A 17843-nucleotide genomic window follows, 5' to 3' on the forward strand; every position below is an offset into this window, starting at 1 on the left:
CTTGCCGCTCCAGCTCCCGCCGGAACACAAGGTAGGCCGGCTCATCGTAGAGGACAAACACTACCCGCTCCAGTCCGCTCCCTTCGGCCAGGTGCCGTCGCACCTCCCCTATCATTATACGGGCGCACTCGCCCAGCGGAAAGCCCCCCACACCGGTACCCAGAGCGGGGAAGGCAATACTTTCCAGGTCGAGCTCATCAGCCCGGAGCAAACTGCTCATCGTCGCCTGCCGGACCTTTTCCGCATCCGTGCTCAGGTCCTGGCCCATTACTGCGGCGTGGATGACGTACTTCGCCCTTAGTTCACCCGCCGTGGTAGCCACCGCCTCCCCGACAGGTATTGGCCCCCTGGCAAGTGCCTCCGCTTCCACCTCCGGACCACCAGCCCTCTTCAGGGCGCCGGCGACACCGCCACCCATCCAGAGCCGGTTGTTGGCCGCATTCACCAGGGCCCCCGCCTCAAACCGGGCAATATCTCCCTGCTCTATCTCAATCCTGCCCACGCCCCACCTTCCGGGCACAGTCTCCATACCAACGATACACGTATCCGTGTATCCTGTCAAGTCCGGGCGTCGTTTACACTCGTATTCCCGGTGTGCTATAATTGATTGAATTATGAATATGGAACTTATTGACTCAGGAGCATGAATTGAACAAGGTAAAGAAGAAAGAAATCATTGAGAAGTACGCTGTCCACAAAGGAGACAGCGGGTCGACCGAGGTGCAGGTAGCACTGCTTACCGACAGGATAAACCGGTTGACCGGGCATATGGTAGCCAACCGGCACGACTACGGTACGCAACGCGGTCTTATCAGGCTGGTAGTACAGAGAAGGAGGCTCCTCTCCTACCTGAGCCGGGAGGGTGTCGGCCGCTACCACAGATTGATTAAGAGTCTGGGATTACGTAAATAAAGTCCGCATAAGAATGCAGACAAAGTTTGCATAAGAATGCAGCTAATACCTGCGCAAGAACGCAGGTTGAGATAGCACTAGGAGGATGTATTGTTAGAAACCCGGAATTACGAGTGTGAGGTCGGAGGCAGGAACCTTGTCATCGAGACTGGCAAGCTGGCCAGGCAGGCAGACGAAGCGGTTACCGTTCAATGGGGCGATACCGTTGTCCTGGTTACACTGTGCGCCGCTGAAAAACCCAGAGAGGGCGTCGATTTTCTCCCCCTGACCGTTGACTATGAGGAAAGATTATATGCCGCCGGCAAGATACCCGGTGGTTTCATTCGTCGCGAGGGACGCCCCAGCCAGGAAGCAACCCTGACCAGCCGCATGACCGACCGGCCACTACGGCCGCTACTGCCCAAGGAGTGGCGCCGCGAAATTCAGCTGGTTATCACTGTTCTATCCGTAGACCACGTGAACGACCCCGACGTACTGGCCCTCATCGGCAGCTCGGCAGTACTTCATATGTCGGAAATCCCCTTCGCCGGTCCGGTAGGTGCGGTTCACGTCGGTTATATCAATGACGAACTGGTACTCAATCCCACACTTCCCCAGATGGAATTCAGCCGGCTTGACCTCATTGTAGCCAGCACCAGAGATACCGTTGTCATGATAGAAGCAGGCTGCCAGGAAGTCTCGGAAGAGCTTGTGTTACAGGCCATTGAGTTCGGGCACCAGGCAAACCAGGACATAATCAGGCTTCAGGAGAAGATGCGGGAAGACCTGGGCAAACCCAAAGAGGAACCCCCGTCCTCTGATGCAGCCGACACAGAGGTAGCCCGGGAAGTGCTGCCAATCATCGCGCCGAAGCTGGAGCAGGCTGTCTTTCAGCCGGATAAGCTCGAGCGTGACCGCATACTGGACGGGCTCAAGAAAGAGCTTAGCGACAAACTTGGAGAACAGTTCTCCGAGGGAGAGCTTGTATCCGTCCTGGAAGGTGAGGCCAAGAGAACCCTCAGGAGTGGCGTACTCGACCACGGAAAGCGAGTCAGCGGACGTGGACTTACCGAGGTGCGACCGATAGAATGCGAAATCGGAACTATCCCCCGTACCCATGGCTCGGGACTCTTCAGCCGTGGACTCACCCAGGTACTGACCCTGGCTACACTCGGTCCGGTCAAGAAGGAACAACAGCTTGACGGGCTCGGTATAGAGGAGTCGAAGCGTTTCATGCACCACTATAACTTCCCACCGTTCTCTGTCGGAGAGGCGAGACGTGTTGGTGGGCCGGGTCGACGTGAGATTGGACACGGCGCACTCGCAGAGCGGGCGCTGGTCCCGGTACTCCCCAGGGACGCGGACTTCCCCTATACCATTCGCCTCGTCTCCGAGGTCCTCAGTTCTAATGGCAGCACCTCGATGGCCAGCGTCTGTGCCAGCAGTCTGTCACTGATGGATGCCGGTATTCCCATCAGCAGGTCGGTTGCCGGTATTGCCATGGGTCTGGTCACGGATACCGAAGGCCACTTCACCGTCCTTACTGACCTCGAGGGCATGGAAGACTTCTACGGCGACATGGACTTCAAGGTGGCCGGCACCACCGAGGGAATCACGGCAGTGCAGATGGACACCAAGCTCAAAGGCCTCACAATGGAAATTGTTAAGGCGACACTGCACCAGGCCCTCGAAGCCCGCATGTCCATCCTGGATGTAATGGACCGGACCATCAGCACCAGCCGGTCTGAGGTCAGTAAATATGCACCACGCATGTACAGGATGACAATCAGTACTGAGAAGATTGGCGCCATTATCGGCCCTGGCGGTAAGACAATCCGGTCGATTCAGGAACAGACCAAGACCACAATCGATGTCGATAACGAAGGTACGGTACTGATAGGCTCCACCGATGAGTCCAACGCCCAGCAGGCGATAACCATGATCGAAGGCCTGACCAGGGAAATCGAGGTCGGCAGCATATACACCGGAAAAGTGACCCGCCTGCTCAGTTTCGGCGCTTTCGTGGAAATCCTGCCCGGCAAAGAGGGCATGGTCCATATCAGTGAGCTGGCCAACTACCGGGTTCCCACCATTGAGGACGAGGTCAAGGTCGGTGATGAGATTACGGTTAAGGTAATCAGGAACGAAGACGGCAAGATTGCCCTGTCCCGGAAGGCTGTCTTCGAGAAGGATGCACCCGATCAGGCTGGCGACCGCAGACCGCCACCCGGCAACTATCCGACGCGAAGGCCTAACGATTCCCGGCCTCCGCAGCGCCCCCGCTTTCCCCAGGACAGACGGTGACCATAGAATACAGGAGCTAAACCATGAGCGTCATCAGAGTCGTTGTCCAGGGAGCACTGGGCAGGATGGGCAAAGAAATAGTCAGTGCCCTGTGCCAGGAACCGGAAACCGGGGTGGTTGGTGCCACCGAGCAGAGCGTCACCACGGACCGACTTGAGCTACCTGACGGCTCCGGCAGCGTACCCTTCTCTACCGACCTGGACCATATCCTCACCGAGTGCAAACCGGATGTCCTGGTGGACTTCACCACCGCCAGTGCCACCATACCGGCTGTGCGTGCCGCTACCAGCAGGGGTGTTAACGTGGTAGTCGGCACCACCGGACTCAGTGCTGATGATGTCGACGAAATCGAGCGCCTGACCACAGCCGGCGGGGTTGGTGCCGTGGTAGCACCGAATTTCGCCCTGGGGGCAGTCGTTATGATGCACCTGGCCAACATCGCCGCCAGGTATCTCGATTACGCAGAGATAACCGAACTGCACCACGACCGGAAGGCAGACGCCCCGTCGGGGACGGCTCTGAACACCGCCCGGGACATGCTCAGGGCGCGTGGCAGGCCATTCCTCAAGTCCGCGGCAGCAGAGCAGTCCTTCCCCAGCCGCGGCGAAGCGGTTGAGGGTATTAACATACACAGTATCCGTCTGCCCGGTCTTCTGGCCCACCAGGAGGTCGTTTTCGGGGCAGCAGGCCAGACACTGACGGTACGCCATGACACCATCAGCCGGGAGTGCTTCATGCCCGGTGTCATCCTGGCAGTCAAAGATGTCGTCAGCCGTAAGGGGCTGGTACGCGGGCTGGACGCTCTACTCGGTCTGGAAAAAACGAAATGAAACAGTACAGAGTCGCCATTGTCGGGGCCACCGGCCTTGTCGGGCAGGAGTTCATCAGGATACTGGAACAACGTGACTTCCCCATGTCCTCGGTGAGGTTGCTTGCTTCGGACCGCTCCGCCGGCAGGAAGCTGTTTGTCAGGCATGAGGAGATTGAGGTAGAGGAGACCGTCCCCGAGTCCTTCGAGAACATCGATATCGCCCTGTTCTCGGCAGGCGGTGACACCAGCCGGTATTTCTCGCCGATGGCGGCGCGTGCCGGAGCGGTGGTTGTCGACAATAGCTCGGCCTTCAGAATGGACCCGGGTGTGCCGCTGGTGGTGCCCGAGGTCAACCCGGAAGACATCAAATGGCACCGGGGCATCATCGCCAACCCGAATTGCTCTACCATCCAGATGGTGGTTGCCCTGTACCCGCTGCACAAGGTCAACCCAATCAAGCGGGTTATTGTTGATACCTACCAGGCCGTATCGGGCACCGGTTCCGCCGCAGTGGAGGAACTGACCACGCAGACCAAACAGGTACTCGAAGGCCAGGAGGTTGTTTCCAGCGTCTATCCCCATCAGATAGCCTTTAATGTGCTGCCGGAGATAGACGTCTTCCTGGACAATGCCTACACTAAGGAAGAGTGGAAGATGGTGGAGGAGACCAGGAAGATAATGCACGCCAACGAAATCGCCATCTCGGCAACCTGTGTGCGTGTCCCGGTATTCACCGGACACAGCGAAGCGGTCAACATTGAGTTTTCCCGGCCCATGTCCCCGGATGAGGCACGGCAGATTCTTGCCCGGGCACCGGGGGTCAAGGTGCTGGATGATACCACGGTCAGCCTTTATCCCCACGCATGGCTGGCCGCCGGTACCGACGAAGTGTACGTCGGACGCATCCGGCAGGACGCGTCCCATCCCAGCGGTCTGGCAATGTGGGTAGTGTCCGATAACCTGCGCAAGGGGGCCGCCCTGAACGCCATACAGATTGCCGAAGAGATGACCAGGAGAGACTGGTTATCTTCCGGAGGTTAGTGAGATGAAGGACCCGGGACGACTACTTACGGCAATGGTGACACCCTTCGACGACAAGGGGGAAGTTGACTACCAGCAGGCCAGGAAGCTGGCGCTGGCCCTGCTCGACTCCGGAAGCGAAGGACTGGTGGTTGTCGGCACGACCGGAGAATCGCCGACCCTCAACAGGGAGGAGGAACTGCGCCTCTTCGCCGAGGTGAAGTCCGCCGTGGGTGACCGTGGTGCGGTGATTGCCGGCACCGGTAGCAACAATACGGTCGAGGCTATAGCGGCAACCAGGGGTGCCGAAAAGGCCGGCGTGGACGGCTGCCTGCTCGTCGTGCCCTACTACAACAAGCCCACCCAGGAGGGGCTTTACCAGCACTTCAAGGCCATCGCGGAGAGCACCTCCCTGCCCTGCATCCCCTACAATGTGCCGTCCCGCACCGTCACCAGCCTGTCAGTCGAGACTACCATCAGGCTGAGCCAGATAGACAACATCATCGGCGTTAAGGAAGCCAGCGGCAACCTGGAAAATATCGCCAGGATTATCAGCGGTACCAGGAACTTTCGCGTCTGGAGCGGTAATGATACCGATACCCTGCTGATACTGGCTGTAGGCGGCTACGGCATCATCAGTGTCGCCTCCCACCTCGTCGGCAAGCAGATTAACGAGATGATATACAGCTTCCTCAACGGTCAGACGGGCAAGGCAGCGGAGATACACCGCCGTCTCCTGCCCCTGGTGAACGCCCTCTTCGTAGTCTCCAACCCGATACCGGTGAAATACGCCCTCAACCATGCCGGTTTCAACGTGGGAAAACCGCGACTGCCGCTCACCGAACCGGACGAGAAGGCCGCCGCCCTCATCAGGGACACCATGAAGGACTACCGGATAGACCTTCCCGTGTAGTGGGCGCACATCCTGTCCGTCAATTTTGTGCGGGCACCGGTATTAGCTCCATCTCGCCGTTGCGCTGGGATATTTCGATGTTCTTCAGCCAGTGCTCGTTATCCTCGTCGGGGCAGTCGCTGCGATAGTGGGCGTCACGACTCTCTGCTCCATCAGGGTAGCTACCCCGCTGCCGCTGATAACATCAGCATTTATTCTCTAAAAGAATAGTTGCCGCCGCACCCATCTGGCTGAAGAGTTTCACAGGCTGATGAAAAAGGGGAATCCAGAGGGGGTGCTCCTCAGAAGAGACGGAATCCCTGGACTCTCCGCCTCGGGTCATTTCCCCAAGCTCTTACCAGAATAGTGAGGTACTCCCTTTTAGGTGCGAATAAACCCTGCCGGAAATTATCCTTCACACCGTTTTGGGGTGTTAGAGAGGGGTGTAACCCCTTTCGAGGGGGATTTCAAGGGGGTGCCCCCCTTGACGTTTCTCTCTGTCTGGCGGCGCCAGATCTGGCTAGGCTACCCAAATCGAATCATACATGTACGCCCCATCCCCTTTATTCCCTTCCCAATACGGGGAAGGGGAAGAATGGGCCGCACGGGGGATGGTCGAAAGGGTTTTTTCAGCAGCCTTCCCGTCTAGCCCGCTCAGCCCCCCTACAGGATGTCGCGGTGGATGATGGTCTGCTCCCGTGACGCCCCGACGGAGATGACACTTACCGGGCAGGAAACAAGCTGTTCAAGCCTCTCAAGATACTGGCGAGCCTGTGGCGGTAGATGCTGATACTTCCTGACATCACTTATAGACTTCTCCCACCCGGGTAGCTCTTCATAGACCGGCTGGCACTTCTCCAGAAGGCTTACGTTTGCCGGGAAATAGTCTATCTCTTTGCCCTCCAGTTGATACCCAACGCATATCTTCAGCCGTGGAAGATTATCCAGGATGTCAAGCCGGGTGACCGCCATCCCGGTGAAACCATTCACCCGGTGGCTGAAACGGGCGGCCACGGCGTCGAACCAGCCGCAGCGGCGCGGCCTGCCGGTGGTGGTGCCGTACTCATGCGCCCGCTCCCGGATGAGGTCACCGGTCTCATCCTGCAACTCGGTGGGGAACGGACCGGAGCCAACCCTCGAGCAGTAGGCCTTATAGACACCAAGGACACGGTTCAACCTGACCGGGCTAATACCCGAACCGAGGACAGCTCCTGCCGCTGTCGGCGGTGAAGAAGTACCGTAGGGGTACGTGCCGAAATCAGGGTCGAGCAGCGTCCCCTGGGCCCCCTCCAGCAACACCAGGTCGTCACGGCTGAATGCCTCCTCCAGCAGAGTCGTCGTCTCACGGATATGGGGGGCAAGACGCTCACCGTACCGGCAATACTCCCTGTATACCTGCTCCAGTGATAGCGGCTCCGCACCGTAAACCCTGGTCAGGATAACATTCTTATGCTCAAGAATGTGGCTCAATCGCTCACGGAATCCCTCGCTGTCCAGAAGGTCCCCGGCCCTGATACCGAGCCTGGCCACCTTGTCCGAATAAGCAGGTCCGATACCCTTCCGGGTAGTGCCGATGGCCTTACCACCCCTCGCTTCCTCCTCCAGGCCGTCGAGCAGGATGTGATAGGGCATTATCAGGTTGGCACGGTCACTGATGACCAGCCGGGAGGTGTTAATACCCCGTTCCTGAAGCTGGTCTATCTCGGAAATGAGTACCGCCGGATTTATCACCATCCCGTTGCCCAGGATGCAGGTAGCCTTGGCCGAGAAGATACCGGATGGGACGAGGTGCAGGGCAAACTTGCCAAAGGGATTGATAACGGTATGCCCGGCGTTATCCCCGCCGGAGAACCGGATTACCAGGTCCGCGCTCTCTGCCAGCATATCGACTACCTTTCCTTTTCCCTCGTCACCCCACTGGGCACCTATAACTGCAATGACCGGCATAGTATCTCCAATCTATCCTGTTTTTGTTTGCCGCCAGACGTGAAGCAATCTCTGCGCTACCGTCACCACACTCAGCGCGGCAATGACACAAAGGGTAATGAACAGGGCATTGCCAATGGGGCTGAGCAGGAGGCCCAGCACCAGCACGACCACACGCTCCGACCGCGTGAAGAGCCCCACTTCACACTCCAGGCCCATCGCCTCCGCCCTTGCCCGGATATAGCTCACCAGCACTGACGCCACCCAGACGGTACCCACAACCACAACCCCGGCAGTAGACTGTTGCCCGGCATACATCACCATAAGCCCAAGCAGTACCACTGCCTCGCCAAGACGGTCCAGCGTGGAATCCAGTATTGCCCCGAACCGGCTTGTTTGCCCGGTATAGCGGGCCAGCGCCCCGTCTATGGTATCGAAGAACCCACCAAACAGCACGACGAAGCCGGCAGCAAAAGGATGTCCCAGGGCAATCAGTACACCCGCGCCTGCGGCGATGAGTACGCCGAACCAGGTTATCACATTGGGTGTGATTGGGGTCCTGGCCAGTAGTCTGACCAGCGGCCGGGTAAGGTAGTAAGCCAGGGTTTTGCGGACTTCGACTAGCGTCGTCACTGGCCGCCGTCCCTGCCGCGTCGCATCATCCAATCCATACACTATTACCGCCTGACTATCCCGTCATCGCGTCCGCGGCGTCCTTCCCACGGACTTCACCGATTACGCGAAGGTAGTAGTCCATTATCCTGCGGGCAACAAGCTCCCAGCTATAGTCTCTGGACTTAGCCTCTCCCCTGGCACCCATTTGCTTGCGCAGTGCTTCGTCATTTAGCAGGGTGAGCAGTGCCCGGGCCAGTTCCTGGTAGTTCTGCGGTGGCACCAGTAAACCATCCTCACCATCGCTCACCACGCTGGCATACCCCGGTATATTGGTAGCCACAACCGGTTTACCGGTAGCCATGGCCTCAAGCAATACGATACCGAAGCTTTCTCGGCTGGTTGCCGGGGCGCAGAAGATATCAGCTGTCTTGTAGTACCGCGCCTTGTCCTCGTTGGACACATAGCCAACGAACACCACGTCCTTCAGGCCGGTCTTCTCAATCCACCTTTCGTACCGCTTCCGCAGCCTCGTGCCGGGTCCCACGACTATCAACCGCGACTCCGGGATTTCCTGCTTCACCAGCAGGAAGGCGTTCAGCAGGTAGTTCAGACCCTTGCGGAACTCCAGCCGCCCCACGAACAGGATATTCAGCTTCCCGTCCTGGAATCTCTCCATGGGCGTAACGCTATCGGAGAAGCGCTCCAGGTCGATACCATTAGGGATTATCTCATAAGACCCCGGAATATACTTACTATGGTATTCCTGAGCCGGTTTCGAAACGGCTATCCGACCGTGAAGATTATGCAGTCGCTGGCGTATCAGCCATGTGCTGATAGGCCTGCCCCAGTTATAACCCGGTTTACCCTCCGCAGCATGAAAGGTCCCCACGGTGACCGTATTGGAAAACCGTACCATGGCGCTGCACAGCATCGGCATGAAGGGCTCGTGGAGGTGGATAATGTCGAACTGTTCCCTGGCAAGCACCTCTTTTATCGCCGGCGCCAGGTGCATTGAGATGGAGACACGGATGATGGAATCGCTACTGGGAATGGGAAAGGGTCTACCGATGGCAATGAATCTGTCCCCGAAGTCCCTGACGACGCGGGACGCAGGAGCAATGACCTTGACATCATGACCCATGCGTGTGAGTTGCAGGTCCAGTGAGGAAATGTGATTGGTAACCCCACCCGGGTGAGCAAAATCATAGGGAGACACCAATGCTATTTTCATCACCGGTTACCTGAGCCCCTACCCTCATATTCAGCACCGCAAGAGCGCTCAAACGGGCCAGCTATTCTTCCTTCGTCTTCGCATCTCCGGTATTCGTGACGATGAACTCCTCCACCATCCGGTGCGCTTCATCATCAGAGTACTGAATGGGAGGTGATTTCATAAAATAGGCTGCCGGCCCTACCAGCGTCCCCTTCAGTCCGCGTTCAAGGGCGAGTTTGCAGCACCTGATAGCGTCGATTACAACACCCGCAGAGTTCGGGCTGTCCCATACCTCCAGCTTCAACTCGACATTGAGCGGGACATCACCAAAGGTCCGGCCCTCCATCTTGATATGGCAGTACTTGCGGTCCAGGAGCCAGGGAACATAGTCACTCGGACCGACATGGATGTTCTCCGCACCCAGATCATAGTCAAGCTGAGAGGTGACCGAATTGGTCTTGGATATCTTCTTCGACTCCAGGCGCTCTCTCTCCAGCATGTTATAGAAGTCGGTGTTGCCGCCGAAGTTGAGCTGATATGTCCGCTCCAGTTTGACCCCGCGGTCTCGGAACAACCTCGTCAGGACCCGGTGGACAATAGTTGCCCCCACCTGGGACTTAATATCATCGCCGATAACCGGCAGGCCCTTCTTCTCGAAACGTTGCTGCCAGTACTCCTCCCGGGCAATGAAGACAGGAATACAGTTGATGAGCCCACATCCCGCCTCCAGCACCTGCTCCACGTACCACTTGGTTGCCTCCTCGCTACCTACCGGCAGGTAGTTTATGACCACATCCGTCTCGGTATCCTTGAGGAGTTGTACAATATCCACGGTCGAGCCAGGTGCCTTTTCTATCATCTGCGACAGGTACTTCCCCAGACCATCATGCAGCATACCCCGTTGGACTTTCACCTTGGTGGTCGGCACCTCGCAGAACTTGAAGGTGTTGTTAGGCTTGGTGAATATTGCCTGCGCCAGGTCTTTACCGACCTTGTTCTTGTCGATATCAAGGGCAGCTACGAAATTGATATCACGAATGTGATATCCCCCGAGATTGACATGCATCAGTCCCGGCACGAATTCATCATCTTTGGCATCACGGTAGTAGTGTACCCCCTGCACCAGCGATGATGCACAGTTACCCACACCAATTATGGCCACGTTTATTTTACCCAATGTCCGAACGCCTCCTGTCTCGCCACAATAATAGCCTGACTAGAGAACCTGTCAGGCCTTTTCAGCCTCGCCAACCCCAAAAACACAACAGGGTGGAATTATCACCCCCGTTATTATGTGAACGTAAGAGAAGTCGCAGTCGCGTACCGTACTCGTTTGTAACTAAAGGACCGCTTACCTGACAGAAATACACCAATCCGCCCGTATTAGCAGGTCCGTTACAACACTCTCACCGCATCCGATTGGCACCCCCACCGGAGGCCGAAGACATCTTAATCTACTGCCTTCGCGGTAACCAGACCCCGGTTACGCATCTCCGGGGCACTCTTGCCAGCCTGACGCTATAGCCCATTTCGGCATACTGTCCAGGCGCTCTCCAGAAACCAACCGGTAACTAGCCCTTCCCGATACGGAAGACCTTGGTTCCGCACGCGGGGCACACCCCTCGCGTAGCCGGTCTACCGTTCTTCAGGGTAACCTTCTCTGCGTTCTTGATGTCTACTTTCTTTCTGCACTTGAAACAATACGCCTCCAACCGCCGGTACCCCCTTTCAAGATGAACCCCAATTATGTTTATCACATCAAGGCGTAGCTGTCAAGCCAACCCGCGAGGTTCCAGTTCATATTTATCGACGTAGAACCAGGGACAATTATACCCTGACAGGTCGTATTCCTTCTAGGGAGCGGGTCAGCCGGCTATGGCTGCCAGAAGGGTTTTTTCGGACTAAGGGTGAAGTCATGATAAGTGCAGCTCATTCCGGGCCGGTTCCAGGTATGGGGAAGGTCGGCATCCTTGAATTCGTTTATCTCGGACTTACCTACGTATATTTTACCACCAAACCCGGAGACGATGTATCTTGGCTTTTTATCCATCCCTGTCAGCAGGGGATCCATTTTGAAGTTATAGACTCCCTTTATCTCCACGGCATGTCTGGCTGCCGGACCGCCATCTATCAGCTCCCTGGTAAATGAAATTTCTCCCCTCTTAACCTTGAGCACCTCTCCCATACGTGCCCAGCATTCTCTGTAAATCTTCTCCAGGGCCTCTGCCTGTCCATCGTTTGCCGCATCATCTATATAGATGATACACCTCCACGGCCCCATTACTTCGGGGAACCCTGCGGGAGCATTGAAGGTATAGCATACCTTCAGGCCGTCCAGGTTAATATCCCGATAATATCCCTTCCTGATATTGAAAGACCATACCCCTTCGCACTGGCTTACGCCGTCATGCAAGTCTTTGGGAAAAGGTGATGCCCAGTACCCGGGGCAGACAGGCGGCGAAGTGCAGCCCTCCACACAGTCGCCACTCACCATCCATTCAAGCTTTTCCTCGGTCATCTGTAAACTCCTCTCACAATTCTAATATCCGGAAGTTTGAGGTATTCGGCTCGGTTGTGGTTACTCCGCAGGTGTCTCGATGGTTATACAATCGAGCGGGCACACCCGCACACAGGCCATACAGGACGTGCATAATGTGGGTTCCGCTGCGATTATCCTCATCGCATCATGTCCCCTCTCCTCCCAACCCGTCCTGATTAAGGGATACTTTGTATGCGATACTATCCTGGCATCGGGGGCTAGAAGAAACACCTTCGGGGCACATATCTCCATGCACTTGCGGCATTCCTGGGGTTGTGTGCACTCTTCACCGATAGTGATTAGTGGGGCCCGTTTGTACTCTTCCAATATCTTCAGTTCAGGATATCCGGAGGTGTCTGCTTTGCGGATACGCTCGATATCCTCTCTCATTTCTTAACCTCCTTTTCCACGCCCTCCTTGTGCAGCTTCTGCAGACCGACCGGTTCCCGTGCCGGCAGCAGTGTTACCTTCTCACGCTCCACCATCTCAATAGCATCGGTGGGGCACACACTGCGACATATACCACACCCCATGCATCTGGTAACCATAGTAGTAACCTTCTTCAGCGCCCGGTCTAACCTGATGGCCCCAAAGCTGCATTGCTGCTGGCACTTGCCGCATCCGGTACACCTGTCATTGTTCACGCTGGCCACATAGTGCCCCTCGACGAATGCCTCCGGAATACCGTACAGAAACCGCTGCCTCATGGAGTGACAATAGGGCATCTCGCAATTACATAAGGTGATGATATAGGGAAAACCAATCGTAAATACAGTATGTACCAGCCCCAGTCTTTTCTCGAAGTCCAGTAGCAGCTCCCTCATCTTGTCTGAGTCTGCGGCGTCAAACTCGTAAAAGGTCTCTTGCTCTCCCGTCTTGAAGACACGCTGCCCGGCATGCCTGCCCTCCCTGTCATGGGGGTCCTCAGGCTTCGCGCGGTGCAGGAAAAACATGCACACCGGCTCGCTGATATCACCACCCCGGGTCCTTTTACAGATACACGACATGTTTATGCAGCGGAAGTCCTCATCCTCTTTGTTCGCCTCCGCAGCTATGCGTAAGAGTTCGAGTGCTTCCTCCAGGGTGACGACCTGGGCCGTACGCCCGCCCTGGACCACCTTTTTCACCCATTCAACTCCGTATTTCCCCGGATTGACGGCATTCAGAATCTCGTACTGGGCCCCATATTCTATCTCTTTGTCCAGCGATGCCAGGAACGCTTCGTGGTCATAGGCGTGTGGACTGAAGTACCACCTGGCCTGCTCCTCACCGTAGACAGTTGCCAAAGCATGACTCATACACTCTTCACACATACTATACCCTCCCAGTATTGCGGTAATTATACCACACTGACAAACTACTACCTTGAGTACGCGTATTACCCGGGATTGCCCATGTAAACTCGTTCGAACCGTTTGGGGCAGGCCCGCACCACGATGAGTTGCTTCTTCTCAAATAAAAGTTCGGGGACTGTTCCGAATGGCCCACCAACATGATTCATTGACATTGTGTAATACTATGTGTATAGTTATTGTGTAACATTAGTGTAGGGGTTGAGATGGCCAAGAAAGTGATACAGGTTCCTGTCGACGAGGGGCTTCTGGAGGAGTTGGACAATCTTTCCAGGAAGCAGCGTAGAGCCAGGTCAGAACTGATTCGCCAGGCTTGCCGGACTTACTTGCGGCAGGCCAAACAGGAAGAAATGGATAAAGTCTACAAGCTGGGATATCAGAGAATCCCGGAGGAAGCGGAACTGGGTGAAGCTCAGGTAACTGCGGTCGGAGAGACGATATCCAGGGAGTCATGGTAAATGCTCCGGGGTGAGATATGGTGGGCTGAACTACCTCCGCCTGTTGGCAGACGCCCGGTTCTTTTACTATCCAGAGATGCCGCGTATAGTGTGAGAACGTCGGTTACTACCGCCGTAATTACGCGTACCATCCGTGATATTCCTGTTGAAGTGGTACTTGGGCAGGAAGACGGGATGCCGGTTAAGTGTGTGGTGAACCTGGATAACATCATCACCATTCCTAAGGCCAGGTTAATTGAACGAATTACTACACTGTCTACCGGGAAGATGACTGCAGTGGTGCAAGCAATTACTTTTGCTCTTGACCTGTGGACTTGAAATGATTAAATGGAGGTAACCGTGGACCCGAAAGTTTACGACCTGCAGGACAGACTTGCCAGGCTGACCAGGGAAGAGGACAACCTTAACGCGGAGGTCAGGCTCCTGACGGCCTCTGGCCGTCAGGCTCTTACCGGAGAGAAGGCGGCAAAGTACAAGTGGATTGAGAGCAGGCTGGTTGAAATACAGGCGTGGAAGCGCCAGCTCACGGAGAAGCTGGACAAGGCCAAGCGAGAACAAGCGGACGGGCACTGATGCCCTTTGACCGGCTGGTGCTCTATTCGTGGCGCAGGCTCGGTCCGAACCTCTGCACGATACAACGCTGCTTGACATGAAGATGTGAATGTCGTAGGCTTGGCGAAAACAGGGGAGGGAATTGTATGGAAGCATACTGCATGAAGTGCCGTGCCAAGAGAGAGATGAAGGACGCCAGGGCAATCACCATGAAGAACGGAAAACCGGCAACACAAGGTATCTGCCCTCAGTGTGGCACCAAGATGTTCCGAATCGGCAAGAGTTGACGCCGGTATTCCGTAGTCCGTCTCGATGAGGAGGCTGGATGTCCGCAGGAAATATCCGGCACTTCCCAGAATAAATTGTGCTATTCAAGAGACCAACGGAAGCACTGCGGAGTAGTTTGCAGCAGAAGCTGGCAGGGTGCTGAAAAAAGATGAGCCTCGGGTCATTTCCCCAGGCTCTTACCAGAATAGTGAGATACTCCCTTTTAGGTGCGAATAAACCCTGCCGGAAATTGTCCTTCACACCATTTTGGGTTGTCCAGAGGGGTCTCGCCTCTTCTGAGAGGCGCCCCCTTTGGAACGGGGGTGCAAGGGGGTGTCCCCCTTGACGTTTCCCTCTGTCCGGCGGCACGCCATTGTAGTCAATGGCGCAGAATCTCTCTCTTCCCATAACCTCTCCCTTTCGTAAAGGGAGACTGAGAGGGATTGCAAGGGGGTGTCCCCCTTGACGTTTCCCTCTGTCCGGCGGCACGCCATTGTAGTCAATGGCGCAGAATTTCTCTCTGTCCGGCGGCACGCCATTGTAGTCAATGGCGCAGAATCTCTCTCTTCCCATAACCTCTCCCTTTCGTAAAGGGAGATTGAGAGGGATTTTAGACCCCCTTAATCCCTTTGCACAGGGGGAGACGAAAGAGAATGAAGCAACGTATTTCCGAGACAGGGTACTAATCTGAAAGAGGAAGTTGGAGTATGTCCTACGAAACAGTAATCTACAAGAAAGAAGGGGAAATTGCTACCCTTACTTTCAACCGTCCCCATGTAATGAATGCCCAGAACTACCAGCAGAGCCAGGAAACAAGGCAGGCTATACAGGAAGCTAACCACGATGACGAGGTCAGAGTGCTGATAGTCACCGGGGCCGGCCGTGGCTTCCATGCCGGCGATGACGTTAAGGAGATTTTCCTGGGTGAAGACCGCGAAGAACGCCGTCGCAAGGGTAAGCTCGCCCGTCTGCAAGGCATCCGGACCCCTACGTATTTCGAAGGAATCTTCAAGCCGGTCATCGGTGCGATAAATGGACCTGCGGTCGGTGCCGGCTTCGAGATTGCTTTGCAGTGTGATATCAGGATTGCCTCGGAAAACGCCAAATTCGGATATTTCTACGTACGACGAGGCATGATTGGTACTTACCCGGTGGGAATCATGATGCTGCCGCACCTGGTGGGGGCTTCCCGTGCCCTGGAGATGATGATGTCCGGTGAGCTAATCGATGCTGCCGAAGCAGACAGCATCGGACTGGTCAGCCGGATAGTATCTCAGGAGCACCTCATGGAAGAGGCACAAGCGGTGGCCCGGAAGCTGCTGCAGGCTGCTCCTCTGGCCCAGCAGGCGGTCAAACAGGCTTTCTATCGCGCCATGTTTGAACCGCACCGTCTCGCCGACTTCATGGCTACGACCGGCCCCGGCCTGATGGAGACCGAGGACCATCTTGAAGGCGCACAGGCATTCGCCGAGAAGAGACCCCCGATATACAGAGGGAGGTAGCACCACTCGGTGACAGATAGTGTGAAACAGCAGCTTTACCATAAAATACTTTACAATAACATGCAAAAAGACTTGACAAATAACTCCATTGTGGTATACTGAGCTTGTACTGCCGTGAGGCAAGTATGACTGCGTGTAAAAGGAGGTGTAGTATTGAAGCAGCCCGCAAAGGGGAGATTGTACGGGACCAACAGGTTATACTGAGAAACAATCGTTGTCTCCGTAAAGAGCAGGGTCTCTTCTGGAGGCTAATTGTGTTCGTTTTACAGAGACAAGTAATCTAAGGAGGAAAAATTAAAGGTCGATGAAAAAGAGATTTTCTAAAATATTAGGTGTGGCAGTAACCCTGGCCATGCTGGGCAGTTTGATTATTGCTCCGCTGGCAGGCGCTGTGAGCTCGCCGAGCGTCATTCTGACCAACCCGGTTATCAGCCAGACGTCGAACTACACCATCACGTTTGATGTCGTCGCGGCCGTGCCGGCTACGGGCATCGTTACTGTCCAGTTCCCGATAGGTACCACCGTACCCATCACCGCTGCGTGGGTCGCGGGTGACATCACCCTCCAGGCCACGGCCGGCTTTGGCACAGCAATACCGGTACAGAACTGGGATCCGACCCAAATCGCCACGACCGCTGGGTCAACCCTGGCTGGCCCGATCGTCGCCATGACCGTCACCACAGGCGCGGCGCCAGCGTTCCCCAACGGCATCGGTGAAGGTGCCACGGTTCGCATCAAGTTCAACAACCTGGTAGTCACCAACCCGTCGGCAATCGCCAGCTATACGCTGACCGTCAAGACGAACCAGACCGGTGATACCACCGCGGTCGCTTCGCAGGCCTACGTCCTGACCGCCCCCGTCGTTCCCGCTCTACCCGGTATCGTCGAGGTCTACAACCCCACCGGTATCCTGATGGCCTCCAACACAGGCGCCGGTGCCATCCAGACTTCCTTAAACGCCGCCGGAGCGGGCTTCACGGTCAAGATAGGCCCGGGTACCTACAACGAGAGCCCGAACACGCCGGCCGGATTCACCGGCATGACGATCATATCCTCCAGTTCGGCTGCTAACACTCTCGTCACCGGCAACTGGGCGGTCACCCAGGCGTCAACCACGATCAGTGGCCTGACCCTGGCCAACGCGGTCGCTGGAGTCGCCAACCCCACAGTCAACGTCACGGGCGACAAATCCGTAATCACGGGCTGCGTCTTCACCAAGGCAGGCTCGCTATATACCGCAGTCGCGGAAGCAGCCGGCCTGCTTGCCTTCAACGTGGCTGCTCCCACTGCCTACGCCAGCGTCACCAACAGCACCTTCGATACCACCCTGGATAATGTGCTCGCCGGTGGCGCGGTCCAGGACAGTGCCCTCATCATCAACCAGGCCGGAGTGTCCGTCAGCGACTGCACCTTCGCGGTCGACGCGACCCTGGCCGGTGCAAATGACACCGCCATCACCATTAACGGCGGCAGCGCGCTGCTGCCAGTGGCCCTCACCGGC

Annotated in this window: 20 protein-coding genes; 11 read left to right on the plus strand and 9 right to left on the minus strand. The window is 56.2% G+C overall.

Going from position 1 to position 17843, the window contains the following annotated elements; genetic code table 11:
• The coding region (locus VMW13_03135; GenBank protein ID HUV43806.1) for a macro domain-containing protein at positions 1-520 on the minus strand (520 nt) is incomplete at its 3' end.
• A 128-nt stretch (positions 521-648) separates the two neighbouring features.
• Between VMW13_03135 and rpsO the strand changes: the two genes are divergently transcribed.
• The 5 genes from rpsO to dapA all read left to right on the plus strand — a co-directional run bounded on the left by rpsO (position 649) and on the right by dapA (position 5939).
• Positions 649-912 carry a 30S ribosomal protein S15 gene (rpsO, locus tag VMW13_03140; protein HUV43807.1) on the plus strand — a complete coding sequence of 88 codons (264 nt, stop codon included), beginning with the start codon at positions 649-651 and terminating at the stop codon, positions 910-912.
• 90 nt (positions 913-1002) lie between these two features.
• A complete protein-coding gene (locus tag VMW13_03145; protein HUV43808.1) occupies positions 1003-3195 on the plus strand; it encodes a polyribonucleotide nucleotidyltransferase in 2193 nt (730 codons plus the stop codon).
• A 23-nt stretch (positions 3196-3218) separates the two neighbouring features.
• Positions 3219-4025: a 4-hydroxy-tetrahydrodipicolinate reductase gene (dapB, locus tag VMW13_03150; protein HUV43809.1), complete on the plus strand. Its 807-nt coding sequence runs from the start codon at positions 3219-3221 to the stop codon at positions 4023-4025.
• Positions 4022-5047 (plus strand): aspartate-semialdehyde dehydrogenase, encoded by a 1026-nt coding sequence (locus VMW13_03155; GenBank protein ID HUV43810.1) that lies wholly within the window; start codon positions 4022-4024, stop codon positions 5045-5047. Before dapB ends, VMW13_03155 begins: the two co-directional genes overlap by 4 nt.
• 4 nt (positions 5048-5051) lie before the next feature.
• Positions 5052-5939, plus strand: coding sequence for a 4-hydroxy-tetrahydrodipicolinate synthase (dapA, locus tag VMW13_03160; GenBank protein ID HUV43811.1), 888 nt, complete (start codon positions 5052-5054; stop codon positions 5937-5939).
• 642 nt (positions 5940-6581) lie between these two features.
• Here dapA and VMW13_03165 read toward each other — a convergent pair.
• The 8 genes from VMW13_03165 to VMW13_03200 form a co-directional block, all read right to left on the minus strand.
• Positions 6582-7865: an adenylosuccinate synthase gene (locus VMW13_03165; protein ID HUV43812.1), complete on the minus strand. Its 1284-nt coding sequence runs from the start codon at positions 7863-7865 to the stop codon at positions 6582-6584.
• Between the two features lie 12 nt (positions 7866-7877).
• Positions 7878-8477 carry a CDP-alcohol phosphatidyltransferase family protein gene (locus tag VMW13_03170; GenBank protein ID HUV43813.1) on the minus strand — a complete coding sequence of 200 codons (600 nt, stop codon included), beginning with the start codon at positions 8475-8477 and terminating at the stop codon, positions 7878-7880.
• A 55-nt stretch (positions 8478-8532) separates the two neighbouring features.
• Positions 8533-9690, minus strand: coding sequence for a glycosyltransferase family 4 protein (locus tag VMW13_03175; GenBank protein ID HUV43814.1), 1158 nt, complete (start codon positions 9688-9690; stop codon positions 8533-8535).
• Positions 9691-9751: 61 nt separating this feature from the next.
• Entirely contained in the window at positions 9752-10849 is a 1098-nt protein-coding gene (locus tag VMW13_03180; GenBank protein HUV43815.1) for an inositol-3-phosphate synthase, read from the minus strand.
• 394 nt (positions 10850-11243) lie between these two features.
• Positions 11244-11429, minus strand: a complete 186-nt coding sequence (locus VMW13_03185; GenBank protein HUV43816.1) for a DUF5679 domain-containing protein — start codon at positions 11427-11429, stop codon at positions 11244-11246.
• 116 nt (positions 11430-11545) lie between these two features.
• Positions 11546-12190 (minus strand): DUF1326 domain-containing protein, encoded by a 645-nt coding sequence (locus tag VMW13_03190; GenBank protein ID HUV43817.1) that lies wholly within the window; start codon positions 12188-12190, stop codon positions 11546-11548.
• Positions 12191-12250: 60 nt separating this feature from the next.
• Complete coding sequence (locus VMW13_03195) at positions 12251-12601, minus strand: 4Fe-4S binding protein (protein ID HUV43818.1); 351 nt, start codon at positions 12599-12601, stop codon at positions 12251-12253.
• The gene (locus tag VMW13_03200) at positions 12598-13524 is read right to left on the minus strand and encodes a 4Fe-4S dicluster domain-containing protein (protein HUV43819.1); all 927 of its coding nucleotides are present in this window, start codon (positions 13522-13524) and stop codon (positions 12598-12600) included. The genes VMW13_03195 and VMW13_03200 overlap by 4 nt, the downstream gene beginning before the upstream one ends.
• Before the next feature lie 245 nt (positions 13525-13769).
• Here VMW13_03200 and VMW13_03205 point away from each other — a divergent pair, with 245 nt between their 5' ends.
• The 6 genes from VMW13_03205 to VMW13_03230 form a co-directional block, all read left to right on the plus strand.
• Positions 13770-14021, plus strand: coding sequence for a ribbon-helix-helix protein, CopG family (locus VMW13_03205; GenBank protein ID HUV43820.1), 252 nt, complete (start codon positions 13770-13772; stop codon positions 14019-14021).
• The gene (locus tag VMW13_03210) at positions 14022-14339 is read left to right on the plus strand and encodes a type II toxin-antitoxin system PemK/MazF family toxin (protein HUV43821.1); all 318 of its coding nucleotides are present in this window, start codon (positions 14022-14024) and stop codon (positions 14337-14339) included.
• Between the two features lie 21 nt (positions 14340-14360).
• Positions 14361-14594, plus strand: coding sequence for a hypothetical protein (locus VMW13_03215; GenBank protein HUV43822.1), 234 nt, complete (start codon positions 14361-14363; stop codon positions 14592-14594).
• 125 nt (positions 14595-14719) lie between these two features.
• Entirely contained in the window at positions 14720-14860 is a 141-nt protein-coding gene (locus tag VMW13_03220; protein HUV43823.1) for a DUF5679 domain-containing protein, read from the plus strand.
• A 687-nt stretch (positions 14861-15547) separates the two neighbouring features.
• Entirely contained in the window at positions 15548-16342 is a 795-nt protein-coding gene (locus VMW13_03225; protein HUV43824.1) for an enoyl-CoA hydratase/isomerase family protein, read from the plus strand.
• Positions 16343-16817: 475 nt separating this feature from the next.
• Positions 16818-17843: hypothetical protein (locus tag VMW13_03230; protein ID HUV43825.1), on the plus strand; the 1026-nt coding region annotated here is incomplete at its 3' end.

It is taken from the genome of Dehalococcoidales bacterium (genome assembly GCA_035529395.1).
Classification (GTDB): Bacteria; Chloroflexota; Dehalococcoidia; order Dehalococcoidales; family Fen-1064; genus DUES01.

What these genes read in the sequence shown, in the direction of transcription:
- dapB (HUV43809.1), top strand. Translation starts at nt 3,219, where the DNA reads ATGAGCGTCATCAGAGTCGTTGTCCAGGGAGCACTGGGCAGGATGGGC.
- VMW13_03155 (HUV43810.1), top strand. Translation starts at nt 4,022, where the DNA reads ATGAAACAGTACAGAGTCGCCATTGTCGGGGCCACCGGCCTTGTCGGG.
- dapA (HUV43811.1), top strand. Translation starts at nt 5,052, where the DNA reads ATGAAGGACCCGGGACGACTACTTACGGCAATGGTGACACCCTTCGAC.
- VMW13_03165 (HUV43812.1), bottom strand. Translation starts at nt 7,865, where the DNA reads ATGCCGGTCATTGCAGTTATAGGTGCCCAGTGGGGTGACGAGGGAAAA.
- VMW13_03175 (HUV43814.1), bottom strand. Translation starts at nt 9,690, where the DNA reads ATGAAAATAGCATTGGTGTCTCCCTATGATTTTGCTCACCCGGGTGGG.
- VMW13_03190 (HUV43817.1), bottom strand. Translation starts at nt 12,190, where the DNA reads ATGACCGAGGAAAAGCTTGAATGGATGGTGAGTGGCGACTGTGTGGAG.
- VMW13_03195 (HUV43818.1), bottom strand. Translation starts at nt 12,601, where the DNA reads ATGAGAGAGGATATCGAGCGTATCCGCAAAGCAGACACCTCCGGATAT.
- VMW13_03200 (HUV43819.1), bottom strand. Translation starts at nt 13,524, where the DNA reads ATGTGTGAAGAGTGTATGAGTCATGCTTTGGCAACTGTCTACGGTGAG.
- VMW13_03205 (HUV43820.1), top strand. Translation starts at nt 13,770, where the DNA reads ATGGCCAAGAAAGTGATACAGGTTCCTGTCGACGAGGGGCTTCTGGAG.
- VMW13_03210 (HUV43821.1), top strand. Translation starts at nt 14,022, where the DNA reads ATGCTCCGGGGTGAGATATGGTGGGCTGAACTACCTCCGCCTGTTGGC.
- VMW13_03220 (HUV43823.1), top strand. Translation starts at nt 14,720, where the DNA reads ATGGAAGCATACTGCATGAAGTGCCGTGCCAAGAGAGAGATGAAGGAC.
- VMW13_03225 (HUV43824.1), top strand. Translation starts at nt 15,548, where the DNA reads ATGTCCTACGAAACAGTAATCTACAAGAAAGAAGGGGAAATTGCTACC.